Below are 23,076 nucleotides of genomic sequence, written 5' to 3'. Positions count from 1 at the left end.
AACATGCCTCCCAAGAAGAAGATCGCTGCGCTGGTCAAGGTGCAGCTCCAGGCCGGTGCCGCGACGCCGGCCCCGCCGGTCGGTACCGCGCTGGGCCCGCACGGCGTCAACATCATGGAGTTCTGCAAGGCCTACAACGCGCAGACCGAGTCGATGCGCGGCAACGTGATCCCCGTCGAGATCACGATCTACGAGGACCGCTCGTTCGAGTTCATCACCAAGACTCCTCCGGCCGCCGAGCTCATCAAGAAGGCCGCCGGCCTGTCGAAGGGCTCCGGCGTCCCGCACAAGGAGAAGGTCGGCAAGCTGAGCAAGGACCAGGTCCGCGAGATCGCGACGACCAAGCTCCCCGACCTCAACGCCAACGACATCGACGCCGCGATGAAGATCGTCGAGGGCACCGCCCGCTCCATGGGCGTCACCACCGACTGATCACCCCCGAGACGCCGTCCCGCGGCGCCGACGGACATCCCGGCTCCTGAGCCGACACCCCGTGGCAGGACCGCGCTGGTCCACTGACCACAACTGACGAAAAGAGACAGACATGCAGCGCAGCAAGACCTACCGCGCAGCGGCGGAGCAGTTCGACAAGGACGAGCTCCACGCCCCGCTGACCGCCATCAAGCTGGCCAAGGCCGGCTCGAAGAAGAAGTTCGACGAGACCCTCGACGTCGTCATGCGTCTCGGCGTCGACCCGCGCAAGGCCGACCAGATGGTGCGCGGCACCGTCAACCTGCCCCACGGGACCGGCAAGACCGCCCGCGTCCTGGTGTTCGCGAACGCCGACAAGGCCGAGGCCGCCCGTGAGGCCGGCGCCGACTTCGTCGGTGGCGACGAGCTCATCGAGAAGGTCAACGGTGGCTGGCTCGACTTCGACGCCGTCGTCGCGACGCCGGACATGATGGGCAAGGTCGGTCGCCTCGGTCGCGTCCTCGGCCCCCGCTCGCTGATGCCCAACCCGAAGACCGGCACGGTGACCCCCGACGTCGCCAAGGCCGTCACGGACATCAAGGGCGGCAAGATCGAGTTCCGCGTCGACCGTCACGCCAACCTGCACTTCATCATCGGCAAGGCGTCCTTCTCCGAGGCCCAGCTCGCGGAGAACTACGCCGCTGCCCTCGAGGAGGTGCTGCGTCTCAAGCCGGCCAGCTCCAAGGGCCGCTACATCAAGAAGGTCACGGTCTCCACGACCATGGGCCCCGGCGTCCAGGTCGACCCCAACCGCACGAAGAACGTCGCGGTCGAGGACGAGGCCCAGGCCTGATCCAGCCCGACCCGCTCCACCGACGCCCCGGCCATCCTCGTGACGGTCGGGGCGTCGTCGTCTGCCGGGACCGGGTGGGAGGATGGCGGGGTGCGTGGGTGTCGGCACGCCGGGTCTGTCACGGGGACGGCCGGGTAGACACCTCCTCGCCACCACCACGAAGGAGCCCTCATGGCCCGCCCCACCCTCGCCCGACGCCTCGGCGCCGCCACCCTGCTGACGACCCTCGCCCTGTCCACCGCCGCGTGCGGCAGCGACAGCGGCTCCGAGGCGTCCAGTGGCACCGACACGAGCGCGGCGAGCGAGGACTCGTCGAGCGAGGAGTCGCCCGAGGCGTCCGGTGACCTCGAGGAGCTCGACGCTGCCGAGTTCTACCCCGCGGTGATGGGTGCGCTCAAGGATGCCGGGACGTTCGCGTTCACGACGAGCTCCACCACCGAGGGCACCGCCGCCTCCAGCATGGAGATGCAGGGCGTCATGCGCTACGACGACGGCGGCATCGACATGCAGGCCACCGGCACGGCCCAGGACGACCAGGCCCTCGAGATGGTCATGCTCGACAAGGTCCTGTACATGTCGGGAATGGGCATGGACCTCGGCGGCAAGAAGTGGTTCAAGATCGACCTGAGCGACCCCGACAGCCTGTTCGGGATGCTCGGCAAGTCCACCGACCCCGAGACGATGTTCAAGGCGATGGAGGAGCCCAAGGAGTTCGAGCTGCTCGGCACCGAGGAGGTCGACGGCGTCGAGACCAACCACTACGAGGTCGTCATGGACACCGCCGCCTACATGAAGGCGATGGAGATGCCGGCCGAGCTGGCCACCTCCATGCCCGACGACATCGCGGTCGAGATGTGGGTGGACGCGGACAACCTGCCGCGCCAGTTCCGCCAGGAGCTCGACATCTCGACGTCGCTGGCCGGGCAGACGAGCGACAGCACCACCACCACCGAGGGCACGTACTCCGACTACGGCACCGACGTCACCATCGAGGCGCCGCCCGCCTCCGAGGTCGCCGACAAGATCCCGGGCATGTGACCGGTCACCGGGCGGCTACTCGACGAAGATGCGGTCGTCGATCAGCTGCTCGGTGACCACACGCCCGTCGGCCTCGAAGCGACCCTGGTCGAATCGCTTGCGGTACTCCAGGTCGACGTCGTCGCGGCCGAACCGGTTCTTCTCGACGCTCAGCACGGCCCACTGGCGGAAGCGCTCGGCGTTGCCGATGTCGTAGGTGAGGTGGTGCCGGGCGACGACGTCGAACTTGCTGCTGAGCACCAGGATGACGTCGGCCTCGTAGGCGAGGGCCGAGGAGCCGCGCAGGTGGTGGCTGCGCATGCGCATGCCGGTGCGCAGCGCCTGCTTGTCGGCGGCGACGACGGCCAGGACCGGGGCCGCGACGTCGATGGCCAGGTCCTTGAGTCCCTCCACGACCGTGGTGCTGCGTTCGGTCTCGTCCGCCGTCCCGCCGGGGACCAGCACCTTCTGGAGGTAGTCGACGACCACCAATGGCGTCGTGCCGGTGGCCCGGCGCACGTCGTCGATGCGCGCGCGGATCGCGGCGAGGTCGGTGCGGCTGCCGGTCGACCGGTGCACGAAGAGCATGTCGGCGTACTCACGCACGGCCGCGAGCGCCTGCGGGGCACCCGGCACGCCGGCGAGCCGCTCCTCGAGCGGCCCGGTGCCGGCGGCGTCGAACGCCTCCCGGACGGCGGTCAGGCGGACCTGGTGCGAGTCGTCCTTCTCGCCCGCCTCGAGCGCGATCAGCTTGAGGAGCAGGTCCTCGGCCTCGTGCTCGAAGGAGAAGTAGACGACCGGGCGTCCCGTGCGTGCGACGGTGCGGCAGGCCTGCACCGCGAAGGTCGTCTTGCCGAGTCCCTGCGGCCCGGCGAGGAGCACCAGTGAGCCGGCGCGCAGACCTCCGCCGATGAGGGGGTCGAGGCCCCCGAAGCCGGTGGGCCACAGGCGCGGGGGCGCGTTGCCGACGCCCCGCATCCGGTCCTCGGTGTGTGCCAGGGTCGCGCCGATGGTGCTGAGCTCGTCGTCCACGAGACCATGCAACCAACTGCGAGGCCCGGGCGTGGGCGATCGCCGATTTGTCCGACCCCGTCTCGCCCCCTAGTGTTGGTTCCTGAAACCAGAGACCGCCGGTTGTCGACGGGCATCAGCCCCGAGATCGAAGGTTCCGCACACAGCGGACGGCCAGCGCAGGTGGGAGCACGATCCGCAGCAATGCGGGTTCACGCCCCGAGCCTGTGCTCGGGGCGTTTGTCGTCGTACGGGCCCTTCACCGGTGGTCACATCGGAAGGAGACCCATGGCGCGGCCAGAAAAGACTGCCGCCGTTGCGGAGATCGTCGACTCGTTCAACGATTCCGCCGGTGCTGTGCTGACCGAGTACCGCGGGCTCACCGTGAAGCAGCTGCAGGACCTGCGGCGCTCCCTCGGCGAGAACGCCAGCTACGCCGTGGTCAAGAACACGCTTGCCAAGATTGCCGCCACCGAGGTGGGCATCGAAGGCTTCGACGACCTGCTCAAGGGCCCCACGGCCATCGCCTTCATCAATGGAGACGTGGTCGAGGCAGCCAAGGGTCTGCGTGACTTTGCCAAGGCAAACCCCGCCCTCGTCATCAAGGGCGGTGTCCTGGACGGCAAGTCCCTCGACGCTGCGGAGGTCGCCAAGCTGGCTGACCTCGAGTCGCGTGAGGTCCTGCTGGGCAAGCTTGCGGGCGGTCTGCTCGCGTCGCTGTCCCAGGCCGTCTACCTCCTCAACGCCCCGCTCGCCCAGGCTGCCCGGCTCGCCGGCGCCCTGGAGGCGAAGGCGACCGAGGACCCCTCCATCCTCGCAGGTGGTGCCGGCACGCCGGCCGCTGCCGAGGAGACCCCGGCCGCAGACGAGGCGACCCCGGTCGCCGACGAGGCGACCGAGTCCACCGACGCCTGACCGGGCCGACGTACACCACCTACAGCACCCATCGGGTGAGCGTGTCGCTCCGCGCCACGCTGCCGCCCATCCAACGGAAGGAAACGCCACCATGGCGAAGCTCACCACCGACGAGCTGCTCGACGCGTTCAAGGAAATGACCCTCATCGAGCTCTCCGAGTTCGTGAAGCAGTTCGAGGAGACCTTCGGCGTCACCGCCGCCGCTCCCGTTGCCGCTGCCGCCGCCCCCGCTGCCGGTGGCGCCGCCGCCGGTGCCGACGAGGCCGCTGCGCAGGACGAGTTCGACGTCGTCCTCGAGGCCGCCGGCGACAAGAAGATCAACGTCATCAAGGAGGTGCGCGCCCTCACGAGCCTCGGCCTGAAGGAGGCCAAGGACCTCGTCGAGGCCGCCCCCAAGGCGATCCTCGAGAAGGTCGACAAGGCTGCGGCCGACAAGGCGAAGGAGGCCCTCGAGGCCGCCGGCGCCACGGTCTCCGTCAAGTGACGCACCCGGTGCCGGCCTGATCGGCACCACTCGCGGCCCCAGGCCGCACCCCGTCCTCAGGGCGGTCACCCTCCGGGTGGCCGCCCTGAGGCGTTTCCCGACCCTGTACCCGGGTCGCGCGAGCCGCTAGAGTGGGGAACTCTGATGCGCATCACGAAATGAGTTGCTTCATGCGCAACAAGCGAACCGGCGAGACGATGACCCGCCTGCTCCGCAACGCTCGCTACGAGGTGCTGCCCACGGCCTCGACCGAGGACAAGGTGCTCGCGCACGTCCCCCGCGACGTGGCCGTCACGGTCACCGCCTCGCCCGGCAAGGGCCTCGAGGCCACCCTCGACCTCGCCGAGCGGCTGGCCGGCCACGGGTACGTCGTCGTGCCCCATCTCGCGGCCCGGATGATCACCGGGCGGAGCGAGCTCGAGGAGATCGTCGAGCGGCTCACCGGCAAGGGCGTCTCGCAGATCTTCGTGCCGGGCGGCGACGCCGAGCCCGCGGGCGACTACCTCGACGCGCTGGCGCTGCTCGAGGACCTGGCCCTGCTGGGCAGGCCGTTCGCGCACGTCGGGATCACCGGCTACCCGGAGTCGCACCCCTCCATCCACGACGACCTGACCGTGCAGTCGATGTGGGACAAGCGCCGCCACGCCACGCACATCGTCAGCAACCTGACCTTCGACGCGGCGGTCGTGCGCGACTGGCTGCACCGGCTGCGCGCGCGGGGCGTGACGATGCCGCTGCTGCTCGGCATCCCGGGTCCGGTCGAGCGCGCCAAGCTGCTCGGGATGGCCACCAAGATCGGGGTCGGGGAGTCGACCAGGTTCCTCGCCAAGAACAAGGGCATCTTCGCGCGCCTCGCGGCCCCCGGCGGCTTCACAGGTGAGACCTTCCTGGAGAAGTGTGCGCCCGCGCTCGGGGCCGACGGCGCGCTGGTCGAGGGCCTGCACGTCTTCACGTTCAACCAGATCGCGGAGACCGAGGCCTGGCGCGTCGAGCTCCTCGCGCAGCTCGACGAACGCCGCTAGCCGACGAGGACGGCCAGCGCCTGCTCGAGGCCGTGGTCGCCGGTCTCCACGACGGTGAGGGGCAGCCCGATGCTCGCCGCCGCGCGCTCGGCGAGGTCGCGGAGCTCCTCGTCGGGGTCCTGGGCAAGCCAGACCATCCGCGTGTAGTGGCCGAAGTAGGTGTCGCGCAGCTCCGGGTAGCGGTCGAGCCCGAGCTCCTGGAGCACCGTGCGGGCGAACGACCGGGCCAGGAAGTCGGTGAGCAGGTAGGTGCCGGGCTGCTCGTCGAAGAAGCGCTCGAGCCGGGAGGCGCCGGCGTACACGTCGTAGCAGTGCAGGCCCGGCAGCCGGGGCAGCGCGAGCTCGCGGCAGACGTCGTCGAGGGCGCCGTAGGTCCCGCAGTCGGCGTACCCGATGACCACCCGTGGGTACGACGCGCCGAGACGCCGGGCCAGGGTCCGGACCTCGTCGGCGATCCGCTCCGGGTGGTTGTGCAGCAGCGGGTTGAGCGGGTGCACGTCGACCGGCCAGCCGCGGCGGGCGACGACGGCGGCCGCCGGCTGGGCGAGGGCGCCGCAGGCGATCAGGGCGACGCGTCCGCTGCGCTCAGAAGGCGAGCTGCGCGACGAAGGCGTCGTTGAAGTCGGGGCGGTCGGAGAGCTCGACATACGTCACCTCCTCCAGCAGGGCCAGGGCACCGGCCCGCTCGCGGACCGACAGCAGGGCCATCTTGGCGCCCTCGCCGGCCACGTTGCCGGCGGCCACGATGCGCAGGACCGGCAGCTGGGGCACCAGCCCGATGCGGACGGCCGACGCGGGGGAGAGGTAGCTGCCGAAGGACCCGGCGAGCAGCACCTGCTGGACGTCGCGGTGCTCGAGGCCGAGCTGCTCCAGCAGGAGCGACCAGCCGGTCGAGATGGCGGCCTTGGCGAACTGGAGCTCGCGGACGTCGCGCTGGGACAGGTAGACGCACTCGACCGGCTCGGCGTCCGGTGTGGGTCGGTGCAGCAGGAAGACGCGTTCCTCCCCGATGCGCGACATCCGGTCGGCCAGGGCGGGAGCGATCTCGTGTGCCGCCTCGTCCGGGACCAGGCGCCCCGTGGAGTCGAGCAGGCCCACGCGCACCAGCTCGGCGACCGCGTCCACCAGGCCGGATCCGCACAGTCCGCGAGGCTCCACGTCGCCGATGACGCCGAGCGTCACCGCCGGGTCGTCGCCCGTGGCGTGGGGGTCGACCTTGATCACCTCGATGGCGCCGTCCGCGGCCCGCATGCCGCAACGGATGGCGCCGCCCTCGAACGCCGGGCCCGCCGGGGCGGCGGTGGACAGGATCGTCTCGCCGTCGCTGAGGACGATCTCGCAGTTGGTGCCGACGTCGATGAAGAGTCGCGTCCGCTTGTCGCGGTCCATGCCGGTGGCGAGCATGCCCGCGACGATGTCGCCGCCGACGTAGGCGCCCAGGGCCGGGAAGAAGTAGGCCCGGGCGCGGGGGTGCAGCGACAGCCCGACCTCGGCGGCAAGGACCGAGGGCGGCTGGGCGGACGACATGACGAACGGCGCCACGCCCAGCGGCTCGGGATCGATGCCGAGGGCCAGCGCGGTCATGGTGGCGTTGCCGGCGACCGCCACCTCGTAGACCTGTGCAGGGTCGATGCCCGCCTCGCGGCAGACTCGGGCGGCCAGGTCTGCCAGTGTCGACCCGGCGGCGTGCTGGAGGCGCCCGAGGGCCTGCGGATCCATCATGGTCGCGCTGATCCGGGTGATGACGTCGCCCCCGAACGGCTGCTGGGCGTTGAGCACGGACGCCACCGCGAGCGGGGTGCCGGTGCCGACGTCCAGCAGGGTGCCGACCACGGTGGTGGTGCCGAGGTCGAAGGCGATCGCGTAGCGCGACGCCGTGGTGTCGCCGGGCTCCACGTCGATGAGGTCCTCGTCGATGATCACCGCGGTCACCTTGAAGTCCGCCGCGCGCAGCACCGTCGACAGGCGGCGCAGGACGTGGAGGTCGGCGCTCAGCTCGAGGTCGTCGATGGCGTCGGTGAGGCGGACCAGGTCGGTGCGCTGGTCGGCCAGCGTGGCCTCGGTGAGCTCGACGTACCTCTTCTGGATCGCGGGGCGCAGGATCACCTGGCGCCCGATGCCGACCGTGGCGGCCTTGGGCCGGGTCGTGAGCGGCGGGACTTCGACGGCCAGGTCCCTGGTGGCCTGCACGAGGCAGCCGAGGCGCCATCCGGCCGCGATCTGGTCGCCGCTGAACGTGCGTACGTCGTGTCGCGTGACGGGCACGTCGCCGCCCTCGACCCGCACCTTGCACTTGTGGCAGGTGCCGTGGCCGCCGCACGTCGAGTCGACGGCGATGCCGTTCCAGGACGCCGCGTCGAACACCGTCACCCCGGGGGGCACCCGGACCCCCCGCTGGGTGGGCGGCAGCGCCGCGCCGTCCTCGGCCAGCGTGTGCACCGTGAAGGCGAGGTCGACCCGGCCGGTGCCGTCGTGTGGCACGGGGTCGGTGCCGGGACGCTCGATGAGGCCCTCACGGGCCACGTCCGCGAGGGAGAAGTCGGGCTCGTCGGTCACGGAGTCCTCACCGGTCCCGGGTCACTGGGCCGCTGCGGCTTCCCTCGCCTGGCGCGCCCGGTGCGCGGCGATCCAGCTGCCGCCCCACTCGTCGTGCCCCAGCAGCAGGTCGGCGGCCCTGACGGCCTCGACGATCTGCGGCGTGCGGGTGTCCATGATCGCGGAGGTCAGGCCCGCGGTCATGGCCATCGGCAGGAACGCGGCGCCCAGGCTGTGGCGCGACGGCATGCCGAAGGAGACGTTGGAGGCGCCACAGGTCATGTTGACCCCGAACTCCTCGCGGATCCGGCGCATCGTCTCCAGCGTCGTGTTGACGACCTCCTGGTCGGCGCCGATGGGCATGGCCAGCGGGTCGATGACGATGTCGGCCGCCGCGATGCCGTACTCCGTCGTGGCGACCTCGATGATCTTGCGGGTCAGCACGATCCGCTTCTCGACCTCCATCGGGATCTCGTCGGCATCGTTGGGCAGTGCGATGACGGCCGCGTCGTACTTCTTGACCAGCGGCAGGATCTGCTCCATCCGCTCGTCCTCGGCGGTGATCGAGTTGACCAGGGCACGACCCTGGTACACCGAGAGCCCGGCCTCCAGCGCCTCCACGACCGAGGAGTCGATGCAGATGGGCTTGTCGGTGAGGGCCTGGACCATGGTGATGGCCTTGGCCAGCAGCTCGGCCTCGTCGGTCAGCGGCACGCCCATGTTGATGTCGAGCACGTCGGCGCCGCCCTCGACCTGGGCAATCACGTCGCGCTCGATCGCGGAGAGGTCGCCGGCGCGCAGCTGCTCCTGGAAGATGCGGCGCCCGGTCGGGTTGATCCGCTCGCCGATCAGGCAGAAGCGGGTGTCGTGGCCGATGACGACCTGCTGGGTGGCCGAGCGGAGGACCGTCTCGAGGCGGGGAGCGGACATCAGGCGGGCACCTTCGAGCGCTTCTCCTCGAGCAGTCTCTTGGCCCGCTTGACGGTCTGCGACGCGTCGGCGGCATAGCCGTCGGCGCCGACGGCATCGGCGTACTCCTGGGTGACCGGGGCACCACCGACCATGACGATGACGCTGTCGCGGATGCCGGCCTTCTCCAGGGCGTTCATGTTGGCCTTGAACATCGGCATCGTGGTGGTGAGGAACGCGGACATGCCGACGATGTCGGGCTGGTGCAGGTCGATGGCCTCCACGAACTTCTCCGGGGCGACCTGCACGCCGAGGTCGATCACCTCGAAGCCGGCGCCCTCGAGCATGATGTTGACGAGGTTCTTGCCGATGTCGTGGACGTCGCCCTTGACCGTGCCCATCAGGAACTTGCCGATGGTCTGCACGCCGGTCTCGGCCAGCAGCGGGCGCAGCCGCTCCATGGCACCCGCCATCGCCCGACCGGCGATGAGCATCTCGGGGACGAAGAAGTCACCCCGCTCGAAGCGCGCACCCACCTCCTCCAGGGACGGGATCAAGGCGTCGAACAGGAGCGTCTGCGGCTCCATGTCGATGCGGAGGCCCTCGTTGGTCAGCTCGAGGACACGGGGGGCGTTGCCGACCAGCGTCTCGTCGTACAGGCCTTGCAGGATCTGCTCGGGAGTCAGCAGGATCTCCTCGGGAGTCATGCGACCACCTCCTCCTGGTTGTGTGACGTGCGGTGTGCTGCGGTGGTGTTGACGGGGGTGCTGCCGCGCAGCAGGGCGGAGAGCCCGGTGGCGTGCTCCAGCAGCCGCAGGCCGAGCTCGTCGAGCCGCTCCTCCAGCCGGGGCGTGGGCCCGGAGATGCCGACGGCGGCGACGACGTCGTCGTGCACGCCGAAGACGGGGACCGCGATGCCGGTGAGGCCGATCTCCAGCTCGTCGGCCGTGAGGGCCCAGCCGCGCTCACGGGTGTCGACCCCGTCGCGACGCAGGGCCTCGCGGTCGGCGACCGTCCGGGGGGTCGGCCGCTCCAGGGTGCCCTCGGGCAACGCCAGCGCGCCCCAGGCGAGGAACACCTTGCCGAGCGCCGAGCAGTGGGCCGGCACCTCGACCTCGGTCCAGTCGCGGGTGCCGAGGAGGTACGTCGAGTCGACCTGCGCGACCTGCACGACGCGGTCGCCGCGGGTCACGCTCAGGTGGATGGTCTCGCCGGTCTCCTCGCCGATCGCCTCCATCGCGGGCCGCGCCAGCCGGACCAGCTCGTCCCACGGGTCGTGGCGCGCGGCGTAGAGCCAGAAGAGGCGGCCGGCGACGTAGGACCCGGCGGCGTCCCGCTCCAGCAGCCCCGAGCGCTCGAGCGCGGTGAGCATCCGCGAGGTCGTGGACTTGGCCAGGCCGCTCGCGTCCTGGAGGTCGGCGAACGTCAACGGCTCGTCGGCGCGCACCACCGTGGCCACGAGGTCGGCGGCGCGGTCGACGGCACGGGTGCCGCTGGCTCCGCCGTGGGCGACCGGCTCGGTCACGTGGAGCTCCTTGCGTCGGCTGGGTGCGGCAATCGGGATCGCGGTGGGGGTTCCCACGAGTTCCATGATGTGGAACCGTAGTTCCACATCATGAGGTTAGGAGCCGCCGCGCGGTCGGGTCAAGCACCTGTCCGCAGTCGTCCGGCCCCGTCCACACCCAGGAGGACCCGTGTTCCGCAACACGATGCCGCGTTACGAGGTGCTGTCCGAGGACGCCATGGCCACGCTCGACAAGGGCTGGCGCAGGCTGATGACCGAGATCGGCGTGGAGTTCATGGACGAGCGCGCGCTCGAGCTCTTCCGCAAGGCGGGGCAGCGGGTGGAGGGCAACACGGTCTTCCTCGACCCCGACTTCGTGCTCGCCCAGGTCGCCAAGGCGCCCCGCGAGTTCGACGTGCAGGCGCGCAACCACGAGCACGACCTCCACATCGGCGGGGACTCGATGGCCTTCGGCGCCGTCTACGGGCCGCCCTTCGTGCGTCAGGGCGACGTACGCCGCGACGCGACGATGGAGGACTTCCGCAGCTTCACCAAGCTCGCCCAGACGTTCCCGGTGCTGGACTCGGCGGGCGGCGTGATCTGCGAGCCGAACGACACCCCGCTCGACAGTCGGCACCTCGACATGACCTACGCGCTCCAGACGCTGACCGACAAGGTCTACATGGGCAACGTCGTCTCGGGGGTCAACGCCGCGGACACCCTGGCCATGACCTCGATCCTGTTCGGCTCCCGCGAGGCGATCGAGGAGACCCCGGCGACGATCTCACTGATCAACTGCAACTCGCCGCTGCGCTGGGACGACCGGATGCTGGAGGCGCAGTTCGAGTACTCCGGCGCCGGCCAGCCGGTGGTGCTGACCCCGTTCATCCTGATGGGGGCGATGTCGCCGGTGACCATCCCGGCCGCGCTGGTGCAGCAGATCGTCGAGGCGCTGTCCGGCATCGCGCTGTCCCAGCTGATCCGGCCCGGGACCCCGGTGATCTTCGGGTCGTTCCTCTCCAACATCGACATGCAGTCCGGCTCGCCGACCTTCGGCACGCCCGAGTCGGGGATCGGCCTGCTGTGCACCGGCCAGATCGCCCGCCACTTCGGGCTGCCGTTCCGCACCGGCGGCGGGCTCACGTCCTCGCAGGTGGCCGACGCTCAGGCCGGCTACGAGGCGCTGATGACCCTGATGCCGACCTTCCTGGCCGGCGCCAACTGGGTGATGCACTCCGCCGGCTGGCTCGAGGGCGGGCTGGTGGCCGGCTACGAGAAGTTCATCGTGGACGTCGAGCTGCTCCAGATGCTGCGCCACGAGTTCACGCCGATGGAGATCGACGAGGCGTCGATGGCGTTCGGCGCCCACGAGGAGGTGGGTCACGGTGGGCACTTCCTCGGGGCCATGCACACCATGGAGCGCTTCCGCACCTGCTTCTACCGCCCGATGCTGTCCTCGTCGGACAACTACGAGAAGTGGATGCGCAACGGTGGCCGCGACGCCAACGACCGGGCCTCGGAGATCTACCGGACCAAGCTCGACGAGTTCGAGCAGCCGGCGCTCGACGACGCGGTCCGCGAGGAGCTCGAGGAGTACGTCGTCCGGCGGCGTGCCGAGCTCGGCGACTGACCGCCGTCAGGACAGGCCGCTGATCGTCCCGTCGTCCGCGAGGTCGATCCGGGACGCCGACGGGTCGCGCGGCAGGCCGGGCATCGTCATCATGTCGCCGCACACCACCACGACGAAGCCGGCGCCGGCCGAGAGCCGGACCTCGCGGACGTGCAGCTCGTGGCCCGACGGGGCGCCCAGCGACCTGGGGTCGGTGGAGAAGGAGTACTGGGTCTTCGCCACGCACACCGGCAGGTCGCCGTACCCGTCGCGCTCGATGCGGTCCAGGCGACGCCGTGCCTTGGCGTCCCAGGTGACCTGTCCGGCGCCGTACAGCCGGGTGGCGATCGCCTCGACCTTCGCCGTGAGCGAGAGGTCGTCGGGGTAGGTGAACGAGAACTCGTACGGCGAGGGCTCGTCGAAGGCGGCCAGGACGCCCTTGGCGAGGTCCTGCGCGCCGCTTCCGCCGTCGGCGAAGTGGGTCGCCGGGAAGGCGGCCACCCCCTCGGCCGCGACCATCTCGACCACCGTGGCCACCTCGAGGTCGGTGTCGGTGGGGAAGCGGTTGACCGCGACGACGCACGGGATGCCGTAGACGTCACGGACGTTGTCGAGGTGGCGGCGCAGGTTGACCATCCCGGCCTCGAGCGCACCGACGTCCTCCGTGCCGAGGTCGGCCAGGGCCACGCCGCCGTGGTACTTCAGGGCGCGGACGGTGGCCACGACCACGGCGACGTCCGGGCGCAGGCCGGACTTGCGGCACTTGATGTCGACGAACTTCTCGGCGCCCAGGTCCGCACCGAACCCGGCCTCCGTGACGACGATGTCGGCCAGCCGCAGGCCGGCGCGGGTCGCGGTGACCGAGCTGCACCCGTGGGCGATGTTGGCGAAGGGGCCGCCGTGCACGAAGGCCGGTGCGCCCTCGAGGGTCTGCACCAGGTTGGGTGCCAGGGCGTCGCGGAGCAGCACGGCCATCGCCCCGTCGGCGCCGAGCTGGCGCGCGGTCACCGGGACCATGGCCCGGGTGTAGCCGATCACGATGTCGCCGATCCGCTTCTTGAGGTCGGCCCAGGACTCGGTCAGGCAGAAGATCGCCATGAGCTCCGAGGCGACCACGATGTCGAAGCCGTCCTCGCGGGGGAAGCCGTTGGCGTGGCCGCCGAGCCCCACGGTCACCTCGCGCAGCGCCCGGTCGTTGGTGTCCAGCACCCGCTTCCAGGTCACGCTGCGCACGTCGATGTCGAGCTCGTTGCCGTGGTGCACGTGGTTGTCGATGAGGGCGGCGAGCAGGTTGTTGGCGGCCGCGATCGCGGCGAAGTCGCCCGTGAAGTGCAGGTTGATCTCGGTCATCGGGACCACCTGGCTGTAGCCGCCCCCGGCGGCGCCGCCCTTCATGCCGAACACCGGGCCCATGGACGGCTCGCGCAGGCAGGCGACGGTCCGGTGGCCGAGCCCGTGCAGGGCGTCGGTGAGGCCGACGGTCGTGGTGGTCTTGCCCTCGCCGGGCGGGGTGGGGGAGAGGGCCGTCACCAGGACCAGCCGTCCCAGGGGCCGGTCGGCCAGCGACGCGAGGTAGGCGAGGTCGACCTTGGCCTTGTGGTGGCCGTAGGGCACGAGGTGCTCCTCGGGGATCCCGAGGGTCTGGGCAGCCACGTCCCGGATCGGCTGCAGGGTGGCGGCGTTGGCGATCTCGATGTCCGACAGCATGTGGTCGTCCTCCTCGGTGGTGCCTGGTGGTTTCGGTCGGTGCCCGCCGCTCAGCGGAAGACGACGGTGCGGTCCCCGTTGAGCAGGACCCGCGACTGCGCGTGCCAGCGCACCGCGCGCGAGAGCACCTGCGCCTCGACGTCACGCCCCGCGGCCACCAGCTGGTCCTGGTCGTGGGTGTGGTCGACGCGGATCACGTCCTGCTCGATGATCGGGCCCTCGTCGAGGTCCCCGGTGACGTAGTGGGCGGTCGCGCCGACGAGCTTGACGCCCCGGTCGAAGGCCTGGTGGTAGGGGCGGGCGCCCTTGAAGCTGGGCAGGAACGAGTGGTGGATGTTGATCGCCCGGCCGGAGAGCTGGCGGCACAGGTCGTCGGAGAGGACCTGCATGTAGCGGGCCAGCACGACCAGGTGCGTCCCGGTCGCGTCCACCAGCTCCATCAGGCGCTGCTCCGCGTCGGCCTTGGTGTCGGGCGTGACCGGGACGTGGTGGAAGTCGAGGCCGTACGAGCGCACCAGCGCCTCCGCGTCGCGGTGGTTGGACACCACGGCCGGGATCTCCACCTGCAGGGCGCCGGTGCTGGCCCGGAAGAGCAGGTCGTTGAGGCAGTGCAGGTGCTTGGAGACCATGATGAGCGTGCGGTACGGCGCCGTGGAGCCCCACAGCTCGAAGGTCATGTCGAAGCGTCCGGCCACGCCGGCGAAGGCGTCGCGCAGCGAGTCGGCGGTGGCCGGGCCGTCCACCGCGAAGTCGATGCGCATGAAGAAGCGGTCGGTCAACCGGTCCCCGAACTGCTGGCTCTCCACGATGTTGCCGCCGTGCTCGACGAGGAACCCGGAGACGGCGTGCACGATGCCCGGCCGGTCCGGGCAGGAGAGGACGAGCACGTAGTCGCTCGGTGCCTGCACCATCGGGGCTCCTCGGGGCGGGTCGGGGGTCGACGCGGTTGTTGCGCTCGACGGAACGCAGTCTGCGATACGCAACAGCAGGTGCGCTAGTCTCCGAGGATGAGCAAGGCTGCCCCGATCGCGGGCGAGGTCGACGGCCGGGTCGACCTGGAGGTCGCGGGCGCGGCCCCCGAGACCACCTCGGCCGTCACTGGCCAGGGCGTCCAGTCCGTCGACCGGGCCCTCGCGATCCTGGAGGTCCTGGCCCGCGTCGGCGAGGCCGGGGTCACCGAGATCGCCGCCGAGCTGGGCGTCCACAAGAGCACCGCGTTCCGCCTGGTCGCCACGTTGGAGGCCCACCGGCTGGTCGAGCAGACCGTCGACCGCGGGCGCTACCGCCTCGGGGTCGGCGTCCTGCGGCTCGCGGGCGCCACCACGGCGCGCCTCGACCTCGTCCAGGAGGCCCGCCCCCTCTCGCGCCAGCTGGCCTCGGACACCGGGGAGACGGTCAACGTCGCCGTCCTCTCCGAGAGCTCGGCGCTCTACCTCGACCAGGTCGCCGGCTCGTCCGCCCTCCAGCCCCACAACTGGGTGGGCCAGCACATCCCGCTGCACGCCACGAGCAACGGCAAGGTGCTGCTGAGCGGGCTCGACGACGCGTCGCTCGACACGGTCCTGGACACGTTGCTCGGCACCCTCGCGGCGTACACACCTCAGACGATCACCCGCCGTGCCGAGCTGCGCGAGGAGCTCGACCGGGTCCGCGCGCAGGGCTACGCCCTGGCCGTCGACGAGCTCGAGGTCGGGCTCACCGCCGTGGCCGCGCCGATCCGCAACGCGCACGGCGACGTGGTCGCCTCGATGAGCGTCTCGGGACCCTCGTTCCGACTGCCGACCGAACGCCTCGACGAGGTCGTCCGCCTCGTCACCGAGGCGGCTGTCGAGGTCTCGCACCGGTTGGGCTGGGGTCACCGCTAGGTCACGCTGGTTCGGTCACCCTTGACGACCGGGTGTCGTCCCATCATTCTCGGATGTGTCTGCTGGTTGCGCTCGGAGCATCCGGTTGCGACATGCGCAACAGAATCAGCCGAGGGTGGGAACCAGTGCCGGATCTCTTCGTGGACGGGGCGTGGGCGGGCGCGCGCGGTGCGGCCCCGCTCGACGCGTGTCGCGAGGCCGAGCACGTACGGCACGACAGCTCCCCTGCCGTGCAGCACTGGTCCGAGGAGTAGGCGACGACCATGGGCGCAGACCGGTACGACGTCGTCATCGTGGGTGGTGGCTCCGCCGGGTGCGCGCTCGCCGATCGGCTGTCCGCCGACCTCGGCACCAGCGTCCGGGTTGCGCACGCGCGCGACGGCACACCGCTGTACCCGCCGGGCGATCGACGCAACGTCGTCGCCGAGCACGAGGAGAAGCCATGACTGCCATCACCGAACCGCAATCGCCCGCAGTGCAGACCAGCTCCGAGGTCGCCCTGTCCGTGCGCAACCTGTGGAAGATCTTCGGCCCCCGCGCCGACAAGATCATCGACACCCCCGACGCCCGCCTCTCCCGCAAGGAGCTGCAGGAGAAGACCGGCCACGTCGTCGGGATCCGCGACGTCAGCTTCGACGTCGCCCCGGGCGAGGTCTTCGTGGTGATGGGGCTCTCCGGCTCGGGCAAGTCCACGCTGGTGCGACTGCTCACCCGGCTGATCGAGCCGACCGCCGGCACCGTCGAGCTCTACGGCGAGGACATCACGGCGATGTCGGACAAGGCGCTGCTCGACACGCGCCGCCGCAAGGTCTCGATGGTCTTCCAGCACTTCGGGCTGCTGCCCCACCGCAAGGTCGTGGACAACGTGGCCTTCGGACTCGAGGTGCGGGGCGAGGGCAAGGGCGACCGTCGCAACCGGGCCCAGGAGATGGTCGACCTGGTCGGGCTGAGCGGCTACGAGAACAACTACCCCGACCAGCTCTCGGGCGGGATGCAGCAACGGGTCGGGCTCGCCCGCGCGCTGGCCGCCGACCCCGCGGTGATGATGTTCGACGAGCCCTTCTCTGCGCTCGACCCGTTGATCCGGCGCGACATGCAGAACGAGGTGATCCGGCTCCACGAGGAGGTCGGCAAGACGATGGTGTTCATCACCCACGACCTCGCGGAGGCGCTGAAGCTCGGCGACCGGATCCTGATCATGCGCGACGGCGAGATCGTCCAGATCGGGACGCCGGACGAGGTGGTCGGCGCCCCGGCCGACGACTACGTGCGCGACTTCACCAGCGAGGTGCCCCGCTCACACGTCCTGACGTTGAAGTGGGTGATGCGCCCGCCGGACGGCACCGAGGGGCTCGAGGGTCCTGCCCTGTCGGTCAACCAGGTCGTGCGGGACGCCGCCCGGGTCGTGCTCGACCATGACGGCCCCTGCCGGGTGATGGACGGCGACCGCCTCGTCGGGGTCGTCGACGACGAGGACATCCTCCGGGTCGTGGTGGCGGAGGAGCCGGTGTCATGACCACCACGGAGAGTCCGACACGCGTCGAGCCCAAGGAGCAGATGCCGTACGTCGCGGCCGGCAAGGAGCGTCACACCGGTCCGAAGCTCCTCGGCGTGCTGGCGATCTGGCTCGTCGGCTGGGCGGCGTTCAAGGGCCAGCAGACCCTGGCCCTGGGGTTCCAGGACACCAACGACTTCCACAAGTGGCTCAACGACGTCCGGGACTGGATCCAGCTCGAGGGCCAGGACAACTGGTTCTTCGGGGGCGTCCTCGGCAGCATCGGCGACTTCCTCGACTCGCTGATCCGGTTCCTCCAGGAGCTGGTCAGCATCCCCGCCGTGCCCCGCCCGGTCCCCGAGATCGGCTGGCTCGGCGTCATCGCGTTGGCGGCGTGGTTCGTGTTCGTGGTGGCCGGGCTCCGTTCGACCCTCCTCGTGGTCGTCTCGCTGTTCCTCTTCGGCGTCGTCGGTCTCTGGCCCGAGAGCATGGACACCCTCATCATCACGCTGACCGCGGTGGTGTTCTGCGTGCTGAGCGGCATCCCGCTCGGCATCGCGATGGCGCGCCGCAGAGCGGTCTCCGCAGCGGTCACGCCCGTGCTCGACGTCATGCAGACGATGCCCGCCTTCTGCTACCTCGCCCCGCTGGCGCTGTTCTTCGGCATCGGTCCCGCAGTCGCGGTCGTGCTGACCTTCATCTACGCGCTGCCTCCGGTCGTCAGGATCACCGAGCACGGGATCCGGTCCGTCTCGGACACCACCGTGGAGGCCGCCCGGTCGATGGGCCTCACCCAGGGGCAGATGCTGCGCCGGGTGCAGCTGCCGATGGCGCGGCGCACCATCGTGGTCGGCGTCAACCAGTGCACGATGGCCGCCCTGTCGATGGCCACCATCGCAGCCCTGGTCAACGGGCCCGGGCTCGGCAGGAACGTCGTGGCCGCCCTGCAGATCCAGAACGTCGGTGCCGCCTCGGTGGCTGGGCTCGCGATCGTGCTGATGGCCATCATGCTCGACCGGACCACCACCGCCGCCAGCGAGCGGTCCGAGGCCCAGGGAAGGTCCAGCCTGGCCTCGGTCAGCGGCCCGGGCGTCATGCTCACCGGCGTCATGATCGAGCGCCTGCCTCGGTGGGCGAGCGAGTCGGCGGGCAAGGGTGCCCGCCGCCCTCGGCTGACGCGGGCCGGGCGCTGGCTGCTCCAAGGGCTCCTGCTCGTCCCGGTGGCGGTCGCCGTCTGGCTGTCGCGCCAACGGCTCAACCTCGCCGCGTTCCCGAACGTCGAGGACGTGCCGGTCCTGAAGTACCTGTCGGGCCCGAACCTGACGAGGGTCATCAACGACATCAACGAGACGGTCGTGGATGCGGTCGGCTCGTACACCATCGCGCTCAAGGACGCGGTGTCCAACTACGTCATCAATCCGCTCCAGTCGCTGATGGCCGACTCCCCGTGGTGGCTGATGGCCTTCGTGCTGCTGGCGGTGGCCTTCCTGCTCGGAGGGTGGCGACCGACCGCCGTCACCGGCGTCTGCCTCGGCGTCATCTACGCCACCGGCCTGTGGAACGACTCGATGATCACGCTGACCATGACCCTCGTCGCGACGGTGCTGGTGATGGTCATCGCCGTGGTGCTGGGCGTCGCGATGGGTCGCAACCGCAGGGCCGACGTCGGCATCCGCCCGTTCCTCGACGCCTTCCAGACCATCCCGCCGTTCGTCTACCTGGTGCCTGCCCTGGCCCTGTTCGGCCCCAGCCGGTTCACCGCGATCGTCGCGGCGACGGCCTACGCCGTACCGATCGCCACCAAGCTCGTCGCCGACGGCATCCGCGGAGTCGCGCCGACGACGGTCGAGGCCGCCCGGGCGAGCGGCAGCACCTCGTGGCAGATGATCTCCAAGGTCCAGCTGCCGATGGCCCGCGAGGCCCTGGTGCTCGCGACCAACCAGGGCATCCTCTACGTCTTGTCGATGGTCGTCATCGGCGGCATGGTCGGCGGCGGCAGCCTCGGCTACATCGTGGTGTCCGGCTTCTCCCAGGACCAGCTGTTCGGCAAGGGCCTGGCGGCCGGCATCGCCATCACGGCCATGGGCGTGATGCTCGACCGGATCGCGCGCTACGCCGCGGCGAGGTACGGGCGATGACCAAGACTTCTTCGCGAGCGGTCGCGGAGCCTAGGAAAGGAAGACGCATGGGACGAGGACTACGCCGAACCCGGCTGGTCGCTGTTGCCGCGGTCGTGGGCCTCTGCCTCGCCGCCTGCGGTGGCGGCGACATCAAGGACACCGCAGCCAGCAGCAGTGACTGTGGGGACCTCCGGATCGCGATCAACCCGTGGACCGGGTACGTCGCCAACGCCCACGTGATCGGGTACGTCGCCCAGACGGAGCTCGGGTGCAACGTGACCTACCCCGAGGTGAAGGAGGAGGTCGGCTGGCAGGGCATGGCCGACGGCTCCATCGACACGATCGTGGAGAACTGGGGCCACGACGACCTGATCAAGAAGTACATCGACGAGCAGGGCACGGTCGAGGACGCCGGGCTCACCGGCAACCAGGGACTGATCGGGTGGTTCGTGCCGCAGTGGATGGCCGAGGAGTACCCGGACATCACCAACTGGGAGAACCTCAACAAGTACGCCGACATGTTCAAGACCTCCGAGTCCGGTGGGAAGGGCCAGCTGCTCGACGGCGACCCGTCCTACGTCACCAACGACGAGGCCCTGGTCAACAACCTCGACCTGGACTACCAGGTCGTCGTCGGCGGGAGCGAGGCTGCGCTGCTGACGAGCTTCAAGAACGCCGAGAAGAACAAGACCCCGCTGCTGGCCTACTTCTACACGCCGCAGTGGTACGCGGAGGTCGACGGCCAGGCCACGCCGGGGGTCAAGGACCCGGTGCAGATCGCGCACGTGGAGCTGCCGGCCTACACCAAGGGCTGCGACGCCGATCCGGCCAAGGTGGCGTGCGACTACCCGCCGTACGACCTCAACAAGCTGATCTCGACCACGTTCGCCGGCTCCGACTCGCCGGCGGTCGACCTGGTCAAGAACTTCGAGTGGACCAACGAGGACCAGAACCTGGTCGCCAGCTACATCGGCCAGGACGGTATGACGCCGGACGACGCCGCCAAGAAGTGGGTCGAGGAGAACAAGGACAAGGTCGACGCCTGGCTCGCCTGAGCCCGGCGAGTCTTGACGTGATCTGCATCACAGGCCACAGTGGTTGCGTCCTCCGCACTTTTGTTGCGGAGGGCGCAACCCCCCGGGCTTGGCGCAAAGGAGTGCGACATGGCGCAGACCATCCGTGAGGCACCGCCGGGACGCGGCGACGAGCATCCTCGGCACGATGGACACCTTCCGCTGGACAAGGTCACCTTCGGGGTCGCCGCGGCCCTGGTGGCGGCCTTCCTGCTCTGGGGGGCGGTGGACTCCGAGGGCATGACGTCGGGCACCGGCGAGGTGCTCAAATGGCTCACCGAGAGCTTCGGCTGGATGTTCGTCCTGGTCAGCGCGGCGTTCCTGATCTTCTCCGTCTACCTGGCGACGACGCGCTACGGCAACATCAAGCTCGGGCCCGACGACTCCACGCCGGAGTTCTCGACCTTCTCGTGGGTGTCGATGATGTTCGCGACCGGCATGGGCATCGGGCTCATGTTCTGGGGCGTCGCGGAGCCGCTGACCTACCTCACCGCGACCGACGAGGGCAGCATCCCGCCCGGGCGCGCAGCCGCCGGCACCCCCGAGGCCGCCCGCACCGCCATGGAGTACGCCTTCTTCCACTGGGGCCTGCACCCGTGGTCGATGTACGCCGTCATCGGACTGGCCATCGGCTACTTCGCCTACCGCAAGGGATCGGGCAACCTGGTGTCCGGCGCGTTCGGGCCGCTGCTGGGCCGGCGTGCCAGCCAGGGGCCGGGCAAGGCGATCGACGTGATCGCGATCTTCGCCACCCTCTTCGGCTCCGCCACCTCGCTGGGCCTCGGCGCGCTGCAGATCACGGGCGGCCTGGACGACGTGTTCGGCTCGGGGGAGTCCAACTGGGTCACCGTCGCGGTCATCGCGGTCCTGACCGCCTGCTTCGTGGCCTCCGCGGTGACCGGCGTCGAGAAGGGGGTCCAGTTCCTCTCCAACGCCAACGCCATCGCCGCCCTGCTGCTGGTGTTCTTCCTCTTCGTCGTCGGTCCGACGGTGTTCATCATGAGCACCTTCACCGAGTCGCTGGGTGGCTACCTCACGCACCTCCCGGCCATGTCGTTCCGCACCGGGGCCTTCGGCGGTGACGCGTTCATCAGCAGCTGGACGATCTTCTACTGGGCCTGGTGGATCTCGTGGACGCCGTTCGTCGGCATGTTCATCGCCCGGATCTCCAAGGGCCGCACGATCCGCCAGTTCGTGGTCTACGTGATCGCGGTGCCGAGCCTGGTGTCGTTCGTGTGGTTCTCGATCATGGCCGGGTCGGCGTTCGACGTGCAGCTGAGCGGGGCCGACGACCTGGGGGCGGTGCTGGTCTCGGAGGGCACCGAGAGCGCGCTGTTCACGATGCTCCGCGAGTACCCCCTCTCGTCGGTCACCGTGGTCCTGGCGGTGTTCCTCATCGCGATCTTCTTCATCACCGGCGCGGACTCCGCCTCGATCGTGATGGGGATGCTGAGCCAGCACGGTGAGGAGGATCCGATGCGCCGGCTGGTCGTCTTCTGGGGCGTCGCCCAGGGAGCGGTTGCATCGATCCTGCTGTGGTCCGGAGGGCTCAGCGCCCTGCAGACCCTGGTGATCATCGTGGCCGGGCCGTTCATGCTGGTCATCGTGGCGATGTGCGTGTCCCTGATGAAGTCCCTGCGCGAGGAGCCCTACGAGTCCACGCTGCCCACGCGCGTACGCCGGGCGGTGCTGCACGCGCAGAAGTACGACCTGGTCGAGCACCAGACGGTGGCCCTGGCCACCCTCGGCGCGGACCCGGCCCCGATCGAGGAGGCGCCGGAGGAGCCCGAGGCCCGCGCCTGATCCGACCCGCACCGTCGTCCCCGGCTCCTTGACACCGGCCGGGGACGACGGCGTACATTTCACGGGGACGCACATAGCGCAACACGTTGCGCATTACGCAACAGGAGTAGGCCATGGCAGAGGTTCCGGCAACCGCCGACGTCGTCGTCATCGGAGCGGGGATCGTGGGCAACAGCCTCGTCCACCACCTGACGCGACTCGGCTGGCGCAACGTGGTCCAGATCGACAAGGGAGCGCTCCCCAACCCGGGCGGCTCGACGGGTCACGCGTCCAACTTCATCTTCACCGTGGACCACTCCCGCGAGATCACCGACCTCACCCTCGACTCGGTGCGCCAGTACCAGGAGATGGGCGTGTTCACCCAGTCAGGCGGCTTCGAGATCGCCCGCACCGAGGAGCGCATGGAGGAGCTGCGTCGCCGGATGTCGAGCGCCAAGGCCTGGGGGATCGAGGCCGAGCTGGTGGACCCGGACTTCGTGAAGGAGAAGGTCCCCTTCATCGAGACCGACCAGTTCATCGGCGCGTTCTGGACGCCCGGCGTCGGGGTCGTCGACTCGCTGCGGGCCGGCACCATCATGCGCGAGCAGGCGCTCGCGACCGGTGAGCTGACCGTCGTCCCCACGGTCGAGGTGATCGGCCTCGACACCGAGGAGGCACCCCACGGGCGTCGGCGCATCACCCGGGTGCGGACGAGCGGCGGCGACATCGAGGCCGGCACCGTCGTCATCGCCGCGGGGGTGTGG

At 70.1% G+C, this 23,076-nt stretch carries 22 protein-coding genes; 14 read left to right on the top strand and 8 right to left on the bottom strand.

Features of this window, described 5'->3' with window-relative positions; genetic code table 11:
- Positions 1 to 3 precede the first annotated feature (3 nt).
- The 3 genes from rplK to AC1DQF_RS03945 all read left to right on the top strand — a co-directional run bounded on the left by rplK (position 4) and on the right by AC1DQF_RS03945 (position 2,302).
- Entirely contained in the window at positions 4 to 432 is a 429-nt protein-coding gene (gene rplK, locus AC1DQF_RS03955) for a 50S ribosomal protein L11 (protein ID WP_457205366.1), read from the top strand.
- A gap of 112 nt (positions 433 to 544) precedes the next feature.
- Positions 545 to 1,264, top strand: coding sequence for a 50S ribosomal protein L1 (rplA, locus tag AC1DQF_RS03950; protein WP_477523907.1), 720 nt, complete (start codon positions 545 to 547; stop codon positions 1,262 to 1,264).
- Positions 1,265 to 1,435: 171 nt separating this feature from the next.
- A complete protein-coding gene (locus tag AC1DQF_RS03945; RefSeq protein ID WP_477523906.1) occupies positions 1,436 to 2,302 on the top strand; it encodes an SCO4651 family lipoprotein in 867 nt (288 codons plus the stop codon).
- A 15-nt stretch (positions 2,303 to 2,317) separates the two neighbouring features.
- On the opposite strand, the gene AC1DQF_RS03940 is transcribed toward AC1DQF_RS03945, so the two are convergent.
- Positions 2,318 to 3,313 (bottom strand): DnaB-like helicase C-terminal domain-containing protein, encoded by a 996-nt coding sequence (locus AC1DQF_RS03940; protein WP_477523905.1) that lies wholly within the window; start codon positions 3,311 to 3,313, stop codon positions 2,318 to 2,320.
- Positions 3,314 to 3,580: 267 nt separating this feature from the next.
- Here AC1DQF_RS03940 and rplJ point away from each other — a divergent pair, with 267 nt between their 5' ends.
- The 3 genes from rplJ to AC1DQF_RS03925 all read left to right on the top strand — a co-directional run bounded on the left by rplJ (position 3,581) and on the right by AC1DQF_RS03925 (position 5,713).
- Positions 3,581 to 4,207, top strand: coding sequence for a 50S ribosomal protein L10 (gene rplJ, locus AC1DQF_RS03935; protein ID WP_477523904.1), 627 nt, complete (start codon positions 3,581 to 3,583; stop codon positions 4,205 to 4,207).
- Positions 4,208 to 4,298: 91 nt separating this feature from the next.
- Positions 4,299 to 4,691: a 50S ribosomal protein L7/L12 gene (gene rplL, locus AC1DQF_RS03930; RefSeq protein WP_477523903.1), complete on the top strand. Its 393-nt coding sequence runs from the start codon at positions 4,299 to 4,301 to the stop codon at positions 4,689 to 4,691.
- Positions 4,692 to 4,861: 170 nt separating this feature from the next.
- Positions 4,862 to 5,713, top strand: a complete 852-nt coding sequence (locus AC1DQF_RS03925) for a methylenetetrahydrofolate reductase (RefSeq protein ID WP_477523902.1) — start codon at positions 4,862 to 4,864, stop codon at positions 5,711 to 5,713.
- On the opposite strand, the gene AC1DQF_RS03920 is transcribed toward AC1DQF_RS03925, so the two are convergent.
- The 5 genes from AC1DQF_RS03920 to AC1DQF_RS03900 are packed head-to-tail and all read right to left on the bottom strand — an operon-like array spanning position 5,710 to position 10,748.
- Entirely contained in the window at positions 5,710 to 6,360 is a 651-nt protein-coding gene (locus AC1DQF_RS03920; RefSeq protein ID WP_477523901.1) for a DUF1638 domain-containing protein, read from the bottom strand. The genes AC1DQF_RS03925 and AC1DQF_RS03920 overlap by 4 nt on opposite strands.
- Positions 6,299 to 8,269, bottom strand: a complete 1,971-nt coding sequence (locus tag AC1DQF_RS03915) for an ASKHA domain-containing protein (protein WP_477523900.1) — start codon at positions 8,267 to 8,269, stop codon at positions 6,299 to 6,301. Before AC1DQF_RS03915 ends, AC1DQF_RS03920 begins: the two co-directional genes overlap by 62 nt.
- Before the next feature lie 21 nt (positions 8,270 to 8,290).
- Positions 8,291 to 9,178, bottom strand: a complete 888-nt coding sequence (locus tag AC1DQF_RS03910; RefSeq protein ID WP_477523899.1) for a dihydropteroate synthase — start codon at positions 9,176 to 9,178, stop codon at positions 8,291 to 8,293.
- Entirely contained in the window at positions 9,178 to 9,864 is a 687-nt protein-coding gene (locus AC1DQF_RS03905; protein WP_477523898.1) for a corrinoid protein, read from the bottom strand. The genes AC1DQF_RS03910 and AC1DQF_RS03905 overlap by 1 nt, the downstream gene beginning before the upstream one ends.
- On the bottom strand, positions 9,861 to 10,748 hold the full coding sequence (locus tag AC1DQF_RS03900; protein WP_477523897.1) for an IclR family transcriptional regulator: 888 nt from the start codon (positions 10,746 to 10,748) through the stop codon (positions 9,861 to 9,863). The genes AC1DQF_RS03905 and AC1DQF_RS03900 overlap by 4 nt, the downstream gene beginning before the upstream one ends.
- 61 nt (positions 10,749 to 10,809) lie before the next feature.
- On the opposite strand from AC1DQF_RS03900, the gene AC1DQF_RS03895 reads away from it, so the two are divergent.
- Positions 10,810 to 12,291, top strand: coding sequence for a trimethylamine methyltransferase family protein (locus AC1DQF_RS03895; RefSeq protein WP_477523946.1), 1,482 nt, complete (start codon positions 10,810 to 10,812; stop codon positions 12,289 to 12,291).
- A gap of 6 nt (positions 12,292 to 12,297) precedes the next feature.
- Here AC1DQF_RS03895 and AC1DQF_RS03890 read toward each other — a convergent pair whose 3' ends face one another.
- Positions 12,298 to 13,977 carry a formate--tetrahydrofolate ligase gene (locus AC1DQF_RS03890; RefSeq protein ID WP_477523896.1) on the bottom strand — a complete coding sequence of 560 codons (1,680 nt, stop codon included), beginning with the start codon at positions 13,975 to 13,977 and terminating at the stop codon, positions 12,298 to 12,300.
- A gap of 50 nt (positions 13,978 to 14,027) precedes the next feature.
- On the bottom strand, positions 14,028 to 14,888 hold the full coding sequence (purU, locus tag AC1DQF_RS03885; RefSeq protein ID WP_477523895.1) for a formyltetrahydrofolate deformylase: 861 nt from the start codon (positions 14,886 to 14,888) through the stop codon (positions 14,028 to 14,030).
- A 96-nt stretch (positions 14,889 to 14,984) separates the two neighbouring features.
- Between purU and AC1DQF_RS03880 the strand changes: the two genes are divergently transcribed.
- The 7 genes from AC1DQF_RS03880 to AC1DQF_RS03850 all read left to right on the top strand — a co-directional run.
- The gene (locus AC1DQF_RS03880; RefSeq protein WP_477523894.1) at positions 14,985 to 15,842 is read left to right on the top strand and encodes an IclR family transcriptional regulator; all 858 of its coding nucleotides are present in this window, start codon (positions 14,985 to 14,987) and stop codon (positions 15,840 to 15,842) included.
- A 263-nt stretch (positions 15,843 to 16,105) separates the two neighbouring features.
- On the top strand, positions 16,106 to 16,288 hold the full coding sequence (locus AC1DQF_RS03875) for a lycopene cyclase family protein (protein WP_477523893.1): 183 nt from the start codon (positions 16,106 to 16,108) through the stop codon (positions 16,286 to 16,288).
- A complete protein-coding gene (locus AC1DQF_RS03870; protein WP_477523892.1) occupies positions 16,285 to 17,358 on the top strand; it encodes a quaternary amine ABC transporter ATP-binding protein in 1,074 nt (357 codons plus the stop codon). The genes AC1DQF_RS03875 and AC1DQF_RS03870 overlap by 4 nt, the downstream gene beginning before the upstream one ends.
- Complete coding sequence (locus tag AC1DQF_RS03865) at positions 17,355 to 19,475, top strand: ABC transporter permease (protein ID WP_477523891.1); 2,121 nt, start codon at positions 17,355 to 17,357, stop codon at positions 19,473 to 19,475. Before AC1DQF_RS03870 ends, AC1DQF_RS03865 begins: the two co-directional genes overlap by 4 nt.
- A 47-nt stretch (positions 19,476 to 19,522) precedes the next feature.
- Positions 19,523 to 20,512, top strand: a complete 990-nt coding sequence (locus AC1DQF_RS03860; protein ID WP_477523890.1) for an ABC transporter substrate-binding protein — start codon at positions 19,523 to 19,525, stop codon at positions 20,510 to 20,512.
- Positions 20,513 to 20,620: 108 nt separating this feature from the next.
- A complete protein-coding gene (locus AC1DQF_RS03855) occupies positions 20,621 to 22,333 on the top strand; it encodes a BCCT family transporter (protein WP_477523889.1) in 1,713 nt (570 codons plus the stop codon).
- Positions 22,334 to 22,446: 113 nt separating this feature from the next.
- Positions 22,447 to 23,076, top strand: a 630-nt coding sequence (locus AC1DQF_RS03850) for an NAD(P)/FAD-dependent oxidoreductase (protein ID WP_477523888.1), incomplete at its 3' end; no start/stop codon positions are given.

It is taken from the genome of Nocardioides sp. P4_G4, assembly GCF_056401085.1.
Note: the sequence above shows the minus strand (reverse complement) of the source record. Positions and strands in the feature narration are given on the sequence as shown.